The 17,199-nt window shown below is 43.0% G+C and carries 17 protein-coding genes; 12 read left to right on the forward strand and 5 right to left on the reverse strand.

Annotated elements, in window-relative coordinates:
• Positions 1–39: 39 nt before the first annotated feature.
• The 5 genes from nifB to DBX26_RS17635 all read left to right on the forward strand — a co-directional run bounded on the left by nifB (position 40) and on the right by DBX26_RS17635 (position 3,333).
• Positions 40–1,365 carry a nitrogenase cofactor biosynthesis protein NifB gene (gene nifB / locus DBX26_RS17615; protein WP_254063609.1) on the forward strand — a complete coding sequence of 442 codons (1,326 nt, stop codon included), beginning with the start codon at positions 40–42 and terminating at the stop codon, positions 1,363–1,365.
• Positions 1,343–1,603 carry a 4Fe-4S dicluster domain-containing protein gene (locus DBX26_RS25810; RefSeq protein WP_118120254.1) on the forward strand — a complete coding sequence of 87 codons (261 nt, stop codon included), beginning with the start codon at positions 1,343–1,345 and terminating at the stop codon, positions 1,601–1,603. The genes nifB and DBX26_RS25810 overlap by 23 nt, the downstream gene beginning before the upstream one ends.
• Positions 1,603–2,127: a nitrogen fixation protein NifQ gene (locus DBX26_RS17625; protein ID WP_118120256.1), complete on the forward strand. Its 525-nt coding sequence runs from the start codon at positions 1,603–1,605 to the stop codon at positions 2,125–2,127. Before DBX26_RS25810 ends, DBX26_RS17625 begins: the two co-directional genes overlap by 1 nt.
• A gap of 314 nt (positions 2,128–2,441) precedes the next feature.
• The gene (locus DBX26_RS17630; protein WP_014234032.1) at positions 2,442–2,654 is read left to right on the forward strand and encodes a cold-shock protein; all 213 of its coding nucleotides are present in this window, start codon (positions 2,442–2,444) and stop codon (positions 2,652–2,654) included.
• Between the two features lie 271 nt (positions 2,655–2,925).
• A complete protein-coding gene (locus DBX26_RS17635) occupies positions 2,926–3,333 on the forward strand; it encodes a VF530 family DNA-binding protein (protein ID WP_014234031.1) in 408 nt (135 codons plus the stop codon).
• A 141-nt stretch (positions 3,334–3,474) separates the two neighbouring features.
• On the opposite strand, the gene DBX26_RS17640 is transcribed toward DBX26_RS17635, so the two are convergent.
• Both DBX26_RS17640 and leuE read right to left on the reverse strand, forming a co-directional pair.
• On the reverse strand, positions 3,475–4,719 hold the full coding sequence (locus tag DBX26_RS17640) for a hypothetical protein (protein WP_254063610.1): 1,245 nt from the start codon (positions 4,717–4,719) through the stop codon (positions 3,475–3,477).
• 243 nt (positions 4,720–4,962) lie between these two features.
• Positions 4,963–5,604, reverse strand: coding sequence for a leucine efflux protein LeuE (leuE, locus tag DBX26_RS17645; protein ID WP_118120260.1), 642 nt, complete (start codon positions 5,602–5,604; stop codon positions 4,963–4,965).
• 283 nt (positions 5,605–5,887) lie between these two features.
• Between leuE and DBX26_RS17650 the strand changes: the two genes are divergently transcribed.
• The 4 genes from DBX26_RS17650 (at position 5,888) to DBX26_RS17665 (ending at position 9,447) form a co-directional block, all read left to right on the forward strand.
• Positions 5,888–6,904, forward strand: coding sequence for a TRAP transporter substrate-binding protein (locus DBX26_RS17650; RefSeq protein ID WP_014234028.1), 1,017 nt, complete (start codon positions 5,888–5,890; stop codon positions 6,902–6,904).
• A gap of 48 nt (positions 6,905–6,952) precedes the next feature.
• On the forward strand, positions 6,953–7,501 hold the full coding sequence (locus tag DBX26_RS17655; protein WP_118120262.1) for a TRAP transporter small permease subunit: 549 nt from the start codon (positions 6,953–6,955) through the stop codon (positions 7,499–7,501).
• 151 nt (positions 7,502–7,652) lie between these two features.
• The gene (locus DBX26_RS17660; protein ID WP_049794701.1) at positions 7,653–8,930 is read left to right on the forward strand and encodes a TRAP transporter large permease subunit; all 1,278 of its coding nucleotides are present in this window, start codon (positions 7,653–7,655) and stop codon (positions 8,928–8,930) included.
• A gap of 34 nt (positions 8,931–8,964) precedes the next feature.
• Positions 8,965–9,447, forward strand: a complete 483-nt coding sequence (locus DBX26_RS17665; protein ID WP_014234025.1) for a gluconokinase — start codon at positions 8,965–8,967, stop codon at positions 9,445–9,447.
• Positions 9,448–9,545: 98 nt separating this feature from the next.
• Here DBX26_RS17665 and DBX26_RS17670 read toward each other — a convergent pair whose 3' ends face one another.
• A complete protein-coding gene (locus tag DBX26_RS17670) occupies positions 9,546–10,439 on the reverse strand; it encodes a DMT family transporter (protein ID WP_118120264.1) in 894 nt (297 codons plus the stop codon).
• Between the two features lie 122 nt (positions 10,440–10,561).
• Between DBX26_RS17670 and DBX26_RS17675 the strand changes: the two genes are divergently transcribed.
• A complete protein-coding gene (locus DBX26_RS17675; RefSeq protein ID WP_065298774.1) occupies positions 10,562–11,470 on the forward strand; it encodes a LysR substrate-binding domain-containing protein in 909 nt (302 codons plus the stop codon).
• Between the two features lie 205 nt (positions 11,471–11,675).
• Here the strand turns inward: DBX26_RS17675 and DBX26_RS17680 are convergent, their stop codons facing one another.
• Positions 11,676–14,246 carry an ExeM/NucH family extracellular endonuclease gene (locus DBX26_RS17680; RefSeq protein WP_118120266.1) on the reverse strand — a complete coding sequence of 857 codons (2,571 nt, stop codon included), beginning with the start codon at positions 14,244–14,246 and terminating at the stop codon, positions 11,676–11,678.
• Between the two features lie 854 nt (positions 14,247–15,100).
• Here DBX26_RS17680 and rarD point away from each other — a divergent pair.
• Complete coding sequence (rarD, locus tag DBX26_RS17685) at positions 15,101–16,000, forward strand: EamA family transporter RarD (RefSeq protein ID WP_065298776.1); 900 nt, start codon at positions 15,101–15,103, stop codon at positions 15,998–16,000.
• A 114-nt stretch (positions 16,001–16,114) separates the two neighbouring features.
• Here the strand turns inward: rarD and DBX26_RS25515 are convergent, their stop codons facing one another.
• Complete coding sequence (locus DBX26_RS25515; RefSeq protein ID WP_014234020.1) at positions 16,115–16,291, reverse strand: hypothetical protein; 177 nt, start codon at positions 16,289–16,291, stop codon at positions 16,115–16,117.
• A 281-nt stretch (positions 16,292–16,572) separates the two neighbouring features.
• Here DBX26_RS25515 and DBX26_RS17690 point away from each other — a divergent pair, with 281 nt between their 5' ends.
• Positions 16,573–17,181, forward strand: a complete 609-nt coding sequence (locus DBX26_RS17690; RefSeq protein WP_118120268.1) for an outer membrane beta-barrel protein — start codon at positions 16,573–16,575, stop codon at positions 17,179–17,181.
• Positions 17,182–17,199 lie beyond the last annotated feature (18 nt).

The following is a 17,199-nucleotide window of genomic DNA, read 5'->3' on the forward strand; positions in this document are numbered from 1 at the left end:
ATGAAGCTTATTAAAGGCATTTAATCATAAGGGGCAGACATGGAAAGTCCTTCATCAAGTGTAAAAAGTGACGATTGTGCACAAGATAATCTTCATCACTTTTTCAATAAACAAACGCAGGATAAAATTGCAAAACATCCGTGCTATTCAAAACAGGCTCATCAATACGCGCGTATGCATTTACCTGTAGCACCAGCATGCAATATACAGTGCAACTACTGTAACCGGAAATATGACTGCAGTAATGAGTCTCGCCCGGGAGTCGTGTCACACGTTATGGATAGTGCTGCGGCACTCAAACAGTTTTCAACCATTAAAAAGCGAGCGCCTAACTTGACGGTAGTTGGAATCGCAGGCCCTGGTGATGCGCTCGCAAACCCGCAAGCCACATTTAAAACGCTTCGCGATATTCATAAAGCCGACCCAAACGTACAGCTTTGTATCTCAACCAACGGACTTGCGCTTGCTGAACATGTTATGACGCTGGCGGTATTGGGCGTTAATCACCTCACCATTACGATTAATTGTATTGATGCTGATATCGGAGAAAAAATCTACCCTTGGATTTTTTACAACCGAAAAAGACTTAAGGGCAAAGTCGCGGCACAAACACTTATCGAGCGTCAATTGCTCGGATTAGAGTTAGCAGCAAAGGCTGGCATGCTGGTGAAAGTGAACACGGTACTTATCCCAGGCATCAACGACCATCACATTGCTCAAGTATCAGAGAAAGTGAAATCTCTGGGCGCGACGTTACATAACATCATGCCCCTGATTTCCGATCCAAGTCATGGTACCTATTTTGGGTTGAGTGGTCAGCGGGGGCCAACCGAAGATGAACTGCAACGCGTCCGCGAAGAATGCGGTGTGCACATGCCGCAAATGACCCATTGTAAACAGTGCCGAGCAGACGCCGTTGGAATGCTTAGTGATGACAAGGCCTCAACATGTGGCTCGTCTTCTAAACCATCGGTATATAAAGTCGCGGTTGCCAGCCATGGAGAGGCCCACATCGGATTGCATTTTGGCCATGCCAAACGCTTTGAGATCTACCAATATGACCAACAATCACAGCAATTCCTTTTTGAGGAATCACGTAACGTTGCTCAATACTGCACAGGCCAAAGTGAATGTGGTGAAGAGTCTGAAAAAGAAGCCTTGTTCGACACAATCGCAGATTGCCAAGTGGTTCTCAGCGCGAGAATCGGAATCTCACCGTGGCGTGAATTAGAGAAACGTGGAGTGATTCCCAACGTGGACTTTGCCTTCCAACCAGTAAGCAGCAGCTTAGAAGCAATCGCCAAACAATACTGTCGTGACACTCAGCAAGCGGAGACAAAACATGAGCTTTTCAATCAACAATAAATGTGTCGGCTGTCATGCCTGTATGACCGTGTGTCCTAATCAGGCGATATATAAAAGCGACAGAGCAGACAAACCATTTGCGATTCATACTAAGCGGTGTAATGAGTGCTCTTCTTTTTGGCACGAGCCACAATGCGCCAGTATTTGCCCTATCGAAGAGGCGATTGTTGACCACACCAGTCGCCCCCTAAACCCTTTAGGCAGCTTGAGCCCGCAACATGATAGGAGCTCAGTATAGTGAACGCTGAAAAATGCAAACAGTACTGGCGACCGATCGTCCACTCTTATCTGAGTGGGCGATCTGCGCTGCCACTTTACCTCGGATTGAAGAAAAGCCACTTTATTCAACTTATTGAATTTTTTGGCCTTGAGGTAAGTTTAGCCAATCTCGAAACCAAACAAGCCAGGTTACGTAGCGAGTTAATGGCATTACGAACCGAAGAATACGATCAACTACGTCAATTGTTATCTCAGAACTTGGATAACTCACACCCGTTTGCAGAAGAAATGGCCATCGTTATATCAAGTGGTTGTATGGGAAGCCAACACCTCTGGGATGACCTAGGGCTACCCGAACGGGCTCTACTGACACAATTATTTTCTGACTATTTCCCCAACTTATCTGCTAAAAATGTTAACAACATGCGCTGGAAACGGTTTTTATACCGTCAGTTATGTGAAAACGGCGGCGACTATGTATGTCGCTCGCCAAGTTGTGAAACCTGCTCAAGCTACAGTGAATGCTTCGATACTGTGTCGTAACCTCACTCAACATCGCTTAAATATTGAGCTACCATTGCCGAACGTGTAAGTTCGCGGCTTTTAACATTCAGAGACGTGTAGATCCCAAAAAAATAAATACAAATAATCCTTTACATGTGATCACTAAAAGACAATAATGGCGCCGCTCTGTTGTTCAGAGTTATTAAATGAGACATCACGTAGTAAAAGTAAAACCCTTAGAAAACCAAGTTGTTATCCTCAGTGTTTCCCTTAGCTTCAAAGATACATTAAATAATTCAAGCTACTAGCGCATTCAAATAATTAATTTTTTCAATTTATATAAGGGACATATCATGTCTAATAAAACAACTGGTTCTGTAAAATGGTTCAACGAAACTAAAGGTTTTGGTTTCCTAACTCAAGACAACGGCGGCGCAGACGTATTCGTTCACTTCCGTGCAATCGTTTCTGACGGTTTCAAAACTCTTGCTGAAGGTCAAAAAGTGACTTTCGAAGTAGAGCAAGGCCAAAAAGGTCTTCAAGCTGCTAACGTTGAAGTAGCATAAGATTTTAAGTAGGCGCAGGCTGTAGGAAACTACGGCTTGCGTCACTTATCTCTGATTATTATAAATACCTCTCCCTTTTAAACTCCTCAATTCTCTTTATCTGATTCCCTTTCTTCTATTGATTTTGCCTTATAGCGAGCATCTTTCACGCTTTTAAGCTATTACATGTCATACCCATACAAAATCCCAATCTTGATGAGTAAATGGTCAGATTATTGTGGGAATTGGTATTATGCCTATATTTAAACACGAGCCCCCTGAGGTACAGATCATGACTGATGAAGAAAGAATTGAACTTCAAAAAAACAACCCTCTCCATGGTCTTAAACTAGAGACAATGATCGCAGAACTAGCGGATTTTTATGGATGGGATATCTTAGATGCAGCAATGCGATTTAATTGTTTTCATACCAATCCATCAGTCGCGAGTAGCGTGAAGTATTTAAAGAAAACAGATTGGGCAAGAGAGAAGTTAGAGAACTTTTATTTGTACCGATTTAAGCGCATGCCGAGAGCATCAAGTGAAGAGTTCGAACTGCCTCCACGCGCCCGTACGTTTCCAAACGGACTAAAACCTAAAGAGCCAATGGAACTTACGGTTGAGTCAATCTTGAAATCACAAGCTAAAGCCGCTTCAGCACATAAAGAGCGCTCTTCACGAGGCCGTTCTAAACGTTAATATCTGGGTAACTCATTACCGCATAGTGCTGACAAACATAAAACCAATTCGGTTGTTCGGGTTGTTGGAATAGCAAAAAAGTGGAGGAGTTGTAATCTCCCCCACTTCACTGTTATTGCAGCGACAAATACAAGCTATTCTCTACTCCCATACAAGGCCTTCAGGTAAATCAGGAAGCGCCCAATTATGGATATAGTTGATCACTCTTAACGAATCATCGGCCGCTTGTGTAAAGCCACGTGCATAATTCGTATTTACTTGGTCAACCGTAAAGACCTGAGGGTTTCCTGCTATATCAAGAAGAGGAACCACCTGATATGACAAAGTTGAAATCACCACTGGGGCATTAATATCCGGCTCTACGCCTGGAAGAACTAGCCCCACTTCAATTCCGGAATACATAACATCACGGTAATAGCTATACCCCATAAAATTGAAATACCCGTTGTCATTAATACCTAGAGTGGTGTTGATATTAATAACTAGATCGAGAGTGATAGATCCAAACTTATCTCCAGCCCCTGCTAAAAGCGCTGCAGCCGTATCCAAGTCTTCCGAACTTAATGTTTCAACACCGTTACCAGCTAAATGTCTAAGACCACCTAACTGCTCATCTGACAAAGTAAGATCAGGTAGATGACCATTTAGCATCAGTGCTTTATAGAGTGCCAAGTTTTCCAGTGGCGAATCGATGGTTTTGAATAGATCCTCCGTAACCTCCACCTCAATTCGTCCAGCTGGGTCGGTTCTCACACTAATCGCATTGTTAATATTAGACATCGCTTCATTGTAGGATGAGTCGATCACATCAACCGGTGATCTCGCAACACTCAAGCGACCAAAGTCCACTTCTTCAGCGTAACTTGCAAAAACGTAGTCCTCATAACCCACTAAGCTTTCGACAATTTCACAATCACTGTTAAGTGGAATCAGTGTTAATCCATCTTCTGTTTGAAACTCTTCAGGAAGTAAAGGTAGCGGCTCCCCGGTGACTACATCGGTAGCCTGTTCATTTGCGATTGGCTGGAAGCAACCATTATCATCTTGTTGCGGTATGTATAACGTTGCGTCCAATTCATCCCAGTCCCAGGTATATTTCACTGGCTCACCATTGTCATTGCGGACAATAATAAGCAAATCACCGTAAAGGTCGCCTTTACTCACGCCCCGATCATTATTACCTCTGCCTGGCTTTCCATCTCTACCTTGATTCCCAGCCCAAGAAGGACGATCTGAGCTATCATCAGCGGACAGAGCGAAAGGAAGCGACAAGAATAATAGTAGCGCGAGCGCCATACTCACAAACATAAGTACATTCATGCTTATGCTTTTAATTGGTGTGTAGTCTTTCATCATCTGCTCCTTAGCGTATGGATACGCTCCCATCGCAATACATTGCTTAAGAGAAAAAAGACTGTCTGACTTAATTAAGTTTTTAACACCACCAAATTAACTGTAGAGTAGATTTCATAAGCAACCGCTAATATACGCAAGCGTTTTGATACGGATCAATTGAATATCAATTAAGTTTCTTAGTAGACGCTACAATGTTGATACAGAAACGGTCTCAGAGGATAAAGGTTTCGCCTTCAGAAGATCTTGTACAAAGTCCACCAGCCTTGGGCCGGATTAACTTAAGCTTGCTAGCCTTGCCGCAAAGCCCATAAAGAACATGCCAAGTAACCCGTTGCCTAACTTTGCTAACACTCTATTATCTTTGAATAACTGAGTTAATGATGAACCCAGAAAGATCAGCGTACTCAAATAAATGATGCTAAAAACTTCTAAGATAAACGCTAGGATCAAGTATGAAATCCACGTGTGTTCGTACGTATAATCGATAAACTGGATAAAGAAAGAGACGTAAAACAGGATTGCTTTTGGATTGGTCATACTTAACGTCAGCGACTTAGCAAACACATTTTCGCGTTTCTTAGGGCGAGTGACGTCTGATTCACCATCATCACTTTTGCTCATTAACTGATGAATGATTTTCACCCCTAAATACAGCAAGTACGCGGCACCCAAGTAGCGAATAATCGTGAACAGGACGGGTGAAGCTTGAATTAACGAAGCAACACCTAGGTAAGAGAGCAAAATTAAAACCGCGTCACCAATAAGCACACCAGAAGCTGCTTTATAACCCGCCTTAACACCCAGCGATGAGCTCGATTTCAACACATAGAGAGAGTTTGGACCCGGAGCAAGAATGATCATGGTCAGACCGACCAAATACGTCCATATATTAATTACGCCAAACATCTCCAACATGACGAACAACCCTTTTACCAAATGACATCGAACAGAATTACGAGATATAACTGAAACAAATAGCAAAGTCTATCTCAGCTCGAAGAATTCCATCGAAAATATATAAACCCTCATTCATAAACAGACATCTCATTCATGTTAGAAACTAATTAAAGATGTTACGGAACGTGATCAAACTCGTAGATTTCAACCGATGTTACCGGTAACTTACGAAATGTTCCCGGTAACATTCGGGCGTAGTAGGAATACAAGTAGATCCGATAATAAATTAAAGGACGAATGAATGAACATCATACAAAAATCCCTAACCTCAGCTATCTCACTAGCGTTGCTATCCACTTCAGCATTCGCTGCTGACTTTAACTTTAAGTTTCAATCTAGTGATCCATCTGGTGACAAGAACTTTCAGGTTCAAAAAGAGTGGACGGAACGCGTAGAGCAAATGTCTGGTGGTCGTATTGAAATCGACCTACTGCCTGTTGGTGCTGTGGTTAAACACACAGAAACCCTGGGCGCTATCAAAATGGGCGTTATCGATGGTCACATTACCGCAACAGGTTACTTTACTGGCCAAGATCCAGCGTTTGGTCTGATCGGTAATATGGTTGGTGCATGGTCAGACACTCGCCAACTACTTCAATACATCAACTATGGTGGTGGTTATGAGTTAATGACTGAACTCTACGCACCGTACGGCGTGAAATACATTGGCGGTTCAACAACAGGCGTAGAGTCATTTGTATCTAAAGTGCCACTAAATGGGGTTGATGATCTAAAAGGTCTTAAGCTTCGTGCTCCGGAGGGTCTGGTTCAACAAGTATTTGCGGCTGCAGGTGCGACCCCAGTAAATCTACCAGGTTCAGAGGTCTTTACGGGTTTGAGTAAAGGCGTTATTGATGCTGCTGACTACACCGTTTTCTCTACTAACCATCAAGCAGGCATGAACGATATCGCAACTCACCCAGTTCAACCTGGCTTCCACTCACTGCCAACGATTGATATCTCAATGAGTCAGAAAAAGTGGGACAAACTACCAGCCGATCTTCAAGAGATCATGACGGTATCGGTTCGTGACTTTGCTGAAGATATTACGACTCAACTGCGTATTGCAGACCAGAAAGCCGTTAAAGAAGCTGAAGCCAACCCTAACATTACCATCCACGACTGGTCGGAAGAAGAGCGTAAGAAGTTCCGTCTGATTGCGATGGGCGAGTGGGAAAAATATGCTGAGCTCTCTCCTAATGCGAAAAAAGTTTACGATTCTATTACGACTTACCTAAAAGACTCAGGCCTTCTATAAGTTGTTAAGGGAGGGTAACTCCTCCCTATTTCATTTGGAATTAGACATATGAAAGAATCAGACACAAATCTAGAGACTGAAATGCCCCAGAATATTCTCGACAAAGCAATAACCAAAATCAGTGAGCTGTTTAGTTTATTGTTTGTTGCCACCGTCATCATTTCATTTTACGAAGTAGCAAGCCGCTATTTGTTTAACTCACCAACCATGTGGGTGCACGAAACCGCCTCCTTTATTGGTGGAGCACTGTTTGTGATTGGCGGGGCCTACGCTCTCGCAACCGACAAACATGTAAGAGTCGTTCTCGTTTACGATGCGGTATCACAAAAGACAAAGCGTTACCTGAATGTCTTTCACCATCTAGCAGGGTTACTGTTTAGTGGGTTATTGATTTATGCAGCGTGGCAAACTGTGGCTAACTCTTGGTTTGCTCCTTGGGGTGGATTGAGATTAGAAACCTCGGGCTCCGCTTGGAATCCACCATTCCCAGCCCTGCTTAAAGGCATCATTCTATTTACCGTTTGCCTGATGTTTATTCAATTCATTTTGCATTTGATTAAAGAAATTCAACAACTAAGGGACGAAGGCGATGAATAACTTATCTTCTACAAAACCTTCTGTTGGGAGCTACAAACCAGTGTTCCTTGTCATCGGCCTTCTGACCTTAGCCGCTGCTTTAGGATGGGTTGGTGTGCAAACCTTCACATCGAACTTGTCATCAATTGGCATCGAGTACGGCAGCTTGCTGATGCTGGTGTTGATGATTGGTCTATTGTTGACTGGCATGCAACTCGCTTTCGTAACAGGCCTTGTCGCACTGATCTTTACCTTAGGCTGGTTTGGCGTCGATGCACTACCGCTTATTACGAGCCGTATTTTCAGCTTCGTCAGCGGTTACGTATTCCTTGCGGTACCAATGTTTGTACTGATGGCTGCGTTGCTCGACCGCTCAGGAATTGCCCGAGACTTGTTCGATGCAATGAAAAGTGTTGGCCGTAAAGTTCGCGGTGGGGTTGCGGTTCAAACCTTGCTTGTTGCGGTGATCCTTGCATCTATGTCGGGCGTTATCGGCGGAGAAACCGTACTACTTGGTATTCTTGCTCTGCCACAAATGCTAAGACTGGGCTATGACCGTAAGTTAGCAATCGGCACCACATGTGCTGGCGGTGCACTAGGCACCATGCTACCACCGAGTATCGTTCTGATTATCTATGGTTTGTCGGCTTCCGTATCAATTGGCGAACTATTCAAAGCGGCATTCTTACCAGCGTTTATTCTGGCAATGTTCTACATGGCTTACGTACTGATTCGCTGTAAGCTGAATCCCGACCTTGCTCCGTTACCTTCAGAAGAAGACCTGGCTAAAGATGCAGAAGCTCATCCAAGTTACTTCAAAGCGCTGTTCTTCCCTTTGCTATCCGTAGCGACGGTTCTAGGAAGTATTTACACCGGTATTGCATCAGTTACCGAAGCCTCTGCTCTGGGTGTGGTTGGTATTGCTATCAGCGCGGCTATCCGAAAAGAACTTAATTGGAAGATGATCAAAGAGTCTTCTATCGCAACCATGCGTACCTGCGGCATGATCATGTGGATTGGTATCGGCGCTTCAGCTTTGGTTGGCGTATACAACCTAATGGGCGGTATCGACTTTGTAGAGGAAACGATTCTCGCGCTAAGTGGCGGAAACGCGATGTCTACCTTGCTTATCATGATGGCGATTCTGTTCGTTCTGGGTATGTTCCTGGACTGGGTTGGCGTTGCACTACTGACTATGCCGATTTTCGTCCCGATCATCACTGGCCTTGGAATGGACCCAATCTGGTTTGGTGTGGTGTTCTGTCTAAACATGCAGGTCGCGTTCTTGTCGCCACCTTTTGGTCCAGCAGCATTTTATCTTAAGTCTGTTGCGCCTAAAGACATTAGCCTTGGTGAAATATTCACTGCACTACTTCCGTTTATAGCACTACAAGTTAGTGTTCTTGCTCTCGTGATTGTTTTCCCAGAGCTTGCATTATGGTGGCGATAAATCTGCCCATTAAGCCTACTTATGAGTTGATACTATGAATAAAAAATATGTCGTTATGGGTGTTTCTGGGTGCGGTAAATCTTCTATCGGTGACTCGCTGGCAAAATCTCTGAACATCCCTTTTTTCGATGGTGATGATTACCATCCAGCGGAGAACGTTGAAAAAATGAGGAATGGCATCCCTCTTACCGATGAAGACAGAAAAGAATGGCTGTTAACCTTAAATGCGTTAATACAGGAACAGGAAAACTTGGTACTGGCATGCTCTGCCTTAAAACCAGAATACAGAGAAACATTAAGAGCGGGCTGTAATGATCTCACGTTCTGCTATTTAAAAGGTGATTTTGACACGATATGGGCTCGTCTAAAGGCCAGAGAAGATCACTATTTCCAAGGTTCAGCGATGCTAGAAAGCCAGTTTAATACTCTGATCGAACCCACCGAGCAGGAGGCAATCTATATCGATATCAATCAGCCTCCGGAAAAAGTGGTTGGAGATATCCTCGCAAAAGTTTGATCAAAAAGGGCTGGTACTCCAGCCCTTTCTTTTGATTCTACCTGCTAGCTTGTTACAGATGATTATCCGTCATCACTTCACGTCTTATGCTGAACCGACTAAACATGGCGAACTCTGGTTTGCAACAAGTGTTTGAATAACTTGGAAGCAAAGCTATTCATCAACGCAGCAATAATGATGAGTGCAATTCCGACGACCTGATAGATAGAAAAGCTCTCTTCAAAAAACAGCACTTGCCATATCGCGGTGAACAACAAACTGGTAAAGATCAACGGTGCAACTTGAGAATTATTTTCGGCCAACTTATACGCTTTAGAGCGGAAAATTTGATTGCCTACGACGGATATCGAAAGCCCGAAAAGGCATACCCACACCAATAAATTGCCCTGTGGTGCTAACAATATCTGCATATCTGGTTCTGGCAAACCTGATATGAAGGATAACGGTAGCACGCTCAATGCAGCGATAAGAAATGTCCAGCTATTAAGAACAGAGGGCATCACCTCCCTTTTGCTAGCGCGAAACAGACTCACCTGTGACCCTGCACTGAACAGTCCCGAAGCTAAACCAATTAACAGCTCCGGTCTAAACTGAATTCCGGACACATCACCAGCCAGCATTAAAACGCCAATAAAAGTCGCGGCTAAACCGAATTTCGTTTCTGTTTTAATCTTCACTTTAAAAAACAACTTTTCTAAAACGGCAATGAAAAGCGGCCCTGTTGCAAAAAGTACCGAGCTTTCGACCAGAGATAACGTATTCAATGAGGCAATGAAGCACAACTGGCATGCAGCGATGCATAGCCCACGAATAATAATAGGCTTTACTACTTTACGTGGCGGCATAGGTAACTTTGAAGCCACTACAATTGCAAAAAGCAACAAGGTTGGCATAAGAAAACGGAGAAACGTAAGCAGCTCAATACCCATCATTTCGGTAAGTTTTTTTAATAGAAGTCCAGTTAATGACAAACTGAACGTTGAAATTAGCATATAAGGTACAGCGTGGTTCTTCGACAAGATAGTATCCTCCCTATTGACGAGCCCATACTAGTGCAATGACAACAGAGAAAAAAACGAATATATTTAAACAAACCTGTTAGATAAACTTACAAATGAATAAACGACCACCTCTGAAATCTCTTTACGCATTTGTTGCGGTCGCAGAAACCGGCAGCATGACAGAAGCCGCTGGTGTACTTAGCGTGAGCCACTCTGCAATCAGCCAAGCGATAAAAAGCCTTGAATCACTCATCGGGCAACCATTGTTTCAACGAGTCGGCAGGCAGGTTCAGCTCAATTCCGTTGGCCAGAAGTACTACAATGACATTGCTCCGGCATTAAAAACGATCGTTGATGCGACGGAAGCCGTTACTCACCAGCCACAATCAAATCGAATCACACTGAATATGATTAACTCTCTGGCAATCCATTGGTGGGTACCAAGAGTCGATAACTTCCAACAATACGCCCCGAACGCGGACATTCGCCTGTCTAATCTAATCGGTCCTTTTGATTTAAACCAAGAAGGTGTGGACGTAGCAATCATTCACGGTAAGTCCGATGAATGGGAAGACTACTATTGCGAAAAGCTCGGAGATGATGAGCTGTTACTGGTGTGCAGCCCTGACCTGTTGGATTCATCACAAGACATCCCGTCCGCTGCTGAATTATTGCAACGCTATCCTGCGATTTATGCTGAAAACCTGCGTAGAAAGCAGGACTGGAGTGTTTGGTGTCAGGGTAACTCTCTGCCCGTTCCCAAGAAGCAAAATAATTTGAGTTTTATCGCGTCAATACATGCCGTTCAGGCCGCAATCCGAAAGCTGGGTGTTTTCGTTACACACCGATTATTCGTCCGTGATGAAATTAAGCACGGTTTGTTGGTAGAAATAGGGTCGCCAGTTAAAAATCCGCATTTGGAGTTTTTCTTTGTTTGCAAACCAGAAAAGCTGCGCAACGAAAATGTTCTTAAGTTGAAATCTTGGTTGAGTAAGGAATTTAATAACACGTCGGATGAATGATGACTAAGAGCGCGCCATTTGGCACCACACCACCATTCGGTTTAGTTTATCGGCAGTTATAAGAAAAGCCCGGCTATAGGAAACTGTTTACTTCCTGGCCGGGCTTAAGGGCTGTTATTTAAGTGACACTACTTATCTGGAAGGTAAAACTGTCCATACAAATAAAATCAACCTAAAAACCTTCACTTCAATAAACACTTATGTCTTAGTTACCACCTTGAAACCACGGTTTCTTGGGCTTGTTTTTGTTGTCGGACTGGTTGTGTTTATTTTTATGTTTGTTGTGCTTGTTAGGATGATTCGGGTGCTTTCCAGGCTTATGTTTATCATCATTGCCAAATGCAAGCACAACGATCGCTGGATCATGATCAGACGCTCGGTAAATATCAGAATATTTCGGTAAGTCACCTGAGTACTCTGTTGTGTAATCAACATAAGTGGATTCAGGCGAGTTGATATTCCAGTCGATAGCGGCAATTACGTTGTTTTCTGCCGTTTCTGCATCTGCCAAAATATAATCCAGTGTTCCTAGAGTGTCGTTGTACGAATAGCTGTATGAATTCGGATGCCATTCTCTGATAACATTTCTATAGCCAAAGGACTGTGAGAGGCTTTCAGGTTGAGCACCGTCCATTTTTTGATCACCAATAAACGTATCACGAGCTGGTGTCACCGAGTAACCTTCCGGAAGCTCTGTTAACAACAAAATCGGATCTTCGCTGGCGTAAGAGTTCAAGTCACCTAGTATCAACTTGTGTCCATCAATTTTAGCTAACTCAGTACCCAAGTGTTGTGCGGCAGAAACTCGGAAATTTTCACATGAGCCCTGTCCATCTACATCTTGCTTGTTCTGCAGGTTTACATCTTCCCAGCAGGTTGAGCCCTTTGACTTGAAGTGATTAACAGACACCGTGATGGTCTCGTCAGTACCGTTGATACGGAACGTAGGAGTAATGGCATCTCTTTGATAGTTGTCAGTATCCTCACCTTCGGTCGCGTGTTGCTCCGGCATTTCAATCAGTCGGTATGTATCAAGTGTGACTTTAGCAGGTTTAAAAATCACCTGGTTAGTGATGGCATCGGTACCAACATAGTCGTAATCTTCGCTGGACACGTACGAATACTGGTCAGACTCATCTTCAATCAAAAGATTAATTTTATTAACCAGATGCGCTACAGCAGACGCTTCGCCAAAACCGTTGTTTTCAATCTCCATCAGACCAACGATATCTGCATCCATCGCGACGATGGCTTTGGCAATTTTATCACCCTGACGTTCAAACTCATCGGCTGTTTCCGCACCACGGTTGTCACCATATGGGTTTTCAGCCCCGCCAAATGGTGAGTTAAAGTAGTTAAGTACGTTGAAAGTCGCGACGCGCAGGTCCCCATCGACGAGATCCGGCGTCGAGGTACGGTCATTATTGTGAATAAACGTGTCTTGCGTTGCTTCATTGGTAACGTACAGACGGAAATCACTGTATGAGTACCCCAATACGCCCTGAAGTCCGTTAATAGTGTCGTCGATGCGGATATAGTCATCACTGGTTGTTGTACCGTCTTCCATTGGAACCGCACTTTCTGTCAGAAAATCACTGTACCAAGGCACAACACCGTTAGCCGCTTTTTGGAATGACTCAATATAGATTCGGCGATCTTTATTTTCATTGTCCTTAGCTGCGGCTTCGACGGATCCCGCTACATTTTGCTGGTTCATATGTAGATTAACCCGTTCATACGATGCCATCATGTTGTAGCGGTATGCGTCGTAATCAAAGCTGAACGTTCGCGTGATATGCATATCTGCTGCTTCGTCCAGTTCAACAAGCATGCCTTCATGACGTTCCAGAGTGAAGTCGAAACTGTCATCCGTATCCAGAGTACGTAGTGGCGTTGGAGTTATCGTGATTTGGGTAGGCTCAACATTGTTAACATGCGTATCAATCAGTTGAGTCCAGCCATAGCTTTCGTAAGCTTTCCCCTGCACCGTAACGGTATTGCCGACCTCAGTACCACTAATATCACCTCTGATGAAAATTGCATCAGAGGTATTCTCGTTACCGTCCCCATATTGATCTTGCAGGAAGAATCCTACTGGCAGGTCATTGCCTAGTGCAGACGTTTGAATCGCTGTCACGATACCTGTAACTTCGTAATACCCTTCTGATTCATAACCAGATTCAATCAGAGGTGAACTCCAGGCATCCCCCTGCATTTCCATGATGGTTGTTGCTGTCGCGTCTGGAATGGTGTTATCTACACCTTCATCCGACAAGCTTCCCAAACCGTCAAATGTATCTTTGGCGTAGCTGGTCCAGTCACTCTCATCGAATACTGTGCTCGCAGAACGTCCTATACGGCGCAGGGTGATGTCTTTTCCCCAACCACTTGTCGTTGGCACATCACCAACAATATCAACTACATTGCCATCATTAAGAAGCGCAACTGCATCACCACCATTGTGTACCAGAGCAGAAGAAATGATAGTGGCGACATCAGCCGATAGTGACAGCTCTGCCTGACTGTTTTGTACGACCAACAGCTCTTGTGGCGCTAAAGTACCAGTCAAATTCAACATTTGTGTCGGGATTTCAGAGCCATCTTTATAGCGTGCTAACGTGTAATTAGAGAGCAGAACACTTTCCGAGCCATTGTTGTACAGCTCTATTGCTTTATTATAGCTGCCGCCTTCAACATATTCCGTAATCAAAACTTCGGCGTTGGCAACGTTAGAAAGTGCCAGACCCACCGATAATGTAATCAGTGTTTTTTTCATCTTGTATCTCATCCATGTTTTATAGATTGAATGTTTAATATCGCGGAGACTTACTTGTAGTGGTTAACCGTATATTTAATATTAAATTAGCATTTAAATATGACTTTTAAGTTAATGAAATTCATAGAGATAGCTAATTAAGGAAAAGGTAATATTATTGCATTTTAATTAGTTACATTCCGATCAGAGTGTCATTGTTAAGTTAAAATAATATGAACATTTAATTATTCTATCCACCTTAAATTCAAGACAATTAAGTATAATAGAGTGTAATCGAATACATTTATTCTTCAGATTCAACGATGAATATTAATTAAAATTAAACGTAAATTTCGAGTTAGGGTCGATACAACGGAGCATCAACAAAGCACTGGTTGGGATAATATTTTAAGATTAACAGGAATAGACATAATAAATTAAAGGTTTCTGGCTCATCTATCTACGAGAAGCGTATGAGCAACCTCGAATCTTATTTTTTTATGCACTCAAGCACACATTTGGTGCAAAGATGTTTAATTTCTGTTAGCTTACGCAACAGAACGCAACAATAATTTTGCAACACATTGAGCAATCAATAATCATGCGGTAAAACAACTTACTCATTCCTGAATAAGTCCGCTCGTAACTACGCTAACAAGCTCACGTGTTTTGAAATACCAATCACAGTAAGTAAGTGATCAGAGGTAGCGTAGGAAAAATGCTGGAGAACAAGGCAAAATTTTTCGATAAGTAGTTATCCTACAATCAAAAAATTTAACGCCGTTATCGAGCATTTTAACAAGCTAGAATGACCAGTTATTTACTACGATTGGTATAAGTACCATCATCAATTTGAATCGCACTCGAAAATAATTATGCACACTAGAACCAATACTCCTTTTGGCGTGACTCTCAATATCATCGGGTCGGCCCTCTTCGCAGCTATGTTCGCTTACACGTCTTTACTCGGTGAACTCGATGGAGAAGAAATTTATGGATGGCGTATTTTAATCACTTTCCCTCTTTTAACGGGTTTCATTTTGCTAAACGGCAATTGGCATCAAGTTGTGGGTATCTTTCAGCGATTATTGCAATTTAACTTAATGTTCATCTTAACTCGGTTCTTGACGTCTTTTTTAATTGGAATCCAGTTGTGGCTATTTTTGTGGGCACCCGTGAACGGCTATGGACTTGCGGTATCGCTTGGCTACTTTATTATGCCGATCACGTTAGTTTTGGTGGGACGTTTGGCATTTAACGATCAATTGTCGCGTTTTCAAAAATTAGCGTGCTTTTTTGCCATACTGGGCATTCTCAACCAAATGGTCATTTCGCAGACATTAGCCTGGCCTACACTGGTTGTCTGCTTAGGTTACCCAATCTATTTTTGGCTAAGACAAAAAACTGAGACTAACAATATTGGTGGTGTTTGGTTCGATATGATGCTGAGCCTGCCTGTCAGTCTCTACTTTATTTTTGAAAGCGGCTACATTCTTCAAGAGATCAATGTAAGTTCTGATCTCCTGTGGTTAATTCTTGGTTTGGGGTTAATCAGTACGTTAGCCCTGGCATTTCAATCTTTGTCTGCGCCGCACCTTAACCTCAGTTTGTTTGGTCTGTTGGTCTATGTTGAACCCGTTCTTTTAGTTGTGGTGGCTATTTTGTTAGGTGAGAGTATCACAGCGAAAGAGTGGCCAACGTATATTGCAATTTGGCTCGCTGTTTTTGTACTGATGGTAGAAGGTTACTTAAGTTTGAAGAAAGCCCGGTATTAAATGGTGGGCGTAATAGATCGTAAAAACGCGTCTTGCCCACTCAACGTAATTGATATGACCTAAATGGGATTTCACGAGCATCTGTCTGTAAAAACATTATTCAGATAGCGCTGGTTATTTTGTTTCCATCGTTGCCGTTAGGATTGGATCCTGCGACTCTTCTGACTTCAAAATAGCCTGCTCTTGCTTCTGCTTTGCATGCAGTGCTTCGATAAGCTGACGGTCTAACTTCGCAAAATAGAGGTCTTCTTCCGCCTTACCTTTTAGCCGAAGTTTTTCTGTAAAGTCCATGGCAGCCACCTCTCCAAACTAACTATTTAATAGAAGTATAGATGCTCTCCTCCCACTTGGACTGTGCCTTAACGCCCCTAAAAGAAGCTAGACGAGCACTGACCAACCCTCAAAAAACCGCTCGTGTTTTATCCAACACCTAGTTAAAAACAAATATATCAATAACAAATATTTACGTTGATCTTCGTCACTTTATTGGCGTCAAAATAATGCACAAGCATGCACATAGCGCATAATTCATCAGGTTACATATAAAAATATCAGATAGACAAGGTAGTCATATGAATAAAATCCGCTCAGTGAGTATTTCCTCACTACTTCTATTAGGAATACCATCAATAGCAACAGCAGGTTCCAGTGCAGATAACCTTAATGATGTTTATTTTGGGATTGGAGCTTCATTTTTAACAATGGATGTAAGTGGTTCTTTATATGATAGCAACGGCACGTTTATAGGCTCCGGAAGTGATGATATTTCAGGAGCATCTATGCTGGGTGCTTTCGCTGGTTACCAGTTTAACCCTTGGATATCAGTCGAAGGTCGTGGTTACTTTGGCGTCACTGACGAAGACTACTTTGGAACTTCGGTCGAAGTTAGTCGGTTTTTTGCTGTTTATGGTAGACCAACCTTACCTATTCACGAGTACTTTTCTCTTTATGGAATATTTGGTTATGGTGTAACAACGGCAGAAGTAGGTGGAGAAAGTGACAGCGAGGGTGATTTTACCTACGGCATTGGTGCGGAAATTGGAAAAGGCACTAATGTCAAACTACAAGTGGAATGGGTTGTAATGCATGACGAAGATTACAGCGCAAAATTGAATGATGAAAAGCTAGATTACAGTATTAAAGTGAGTGGTATTAACGCAAACCTAGCTTGGTATTTCTAACATTCTCGTCTGAATACT

Origin of the sequence: Vibrio sp. dhg (genome assembly GCF_003443775.1) — a bacterium.
Lineage (GTDB): Bacteria > Pseudomonadota > Gammaproteobacteria > Enterobacterales > Vibrionaceae > Vibrio > Vibrio natriegens.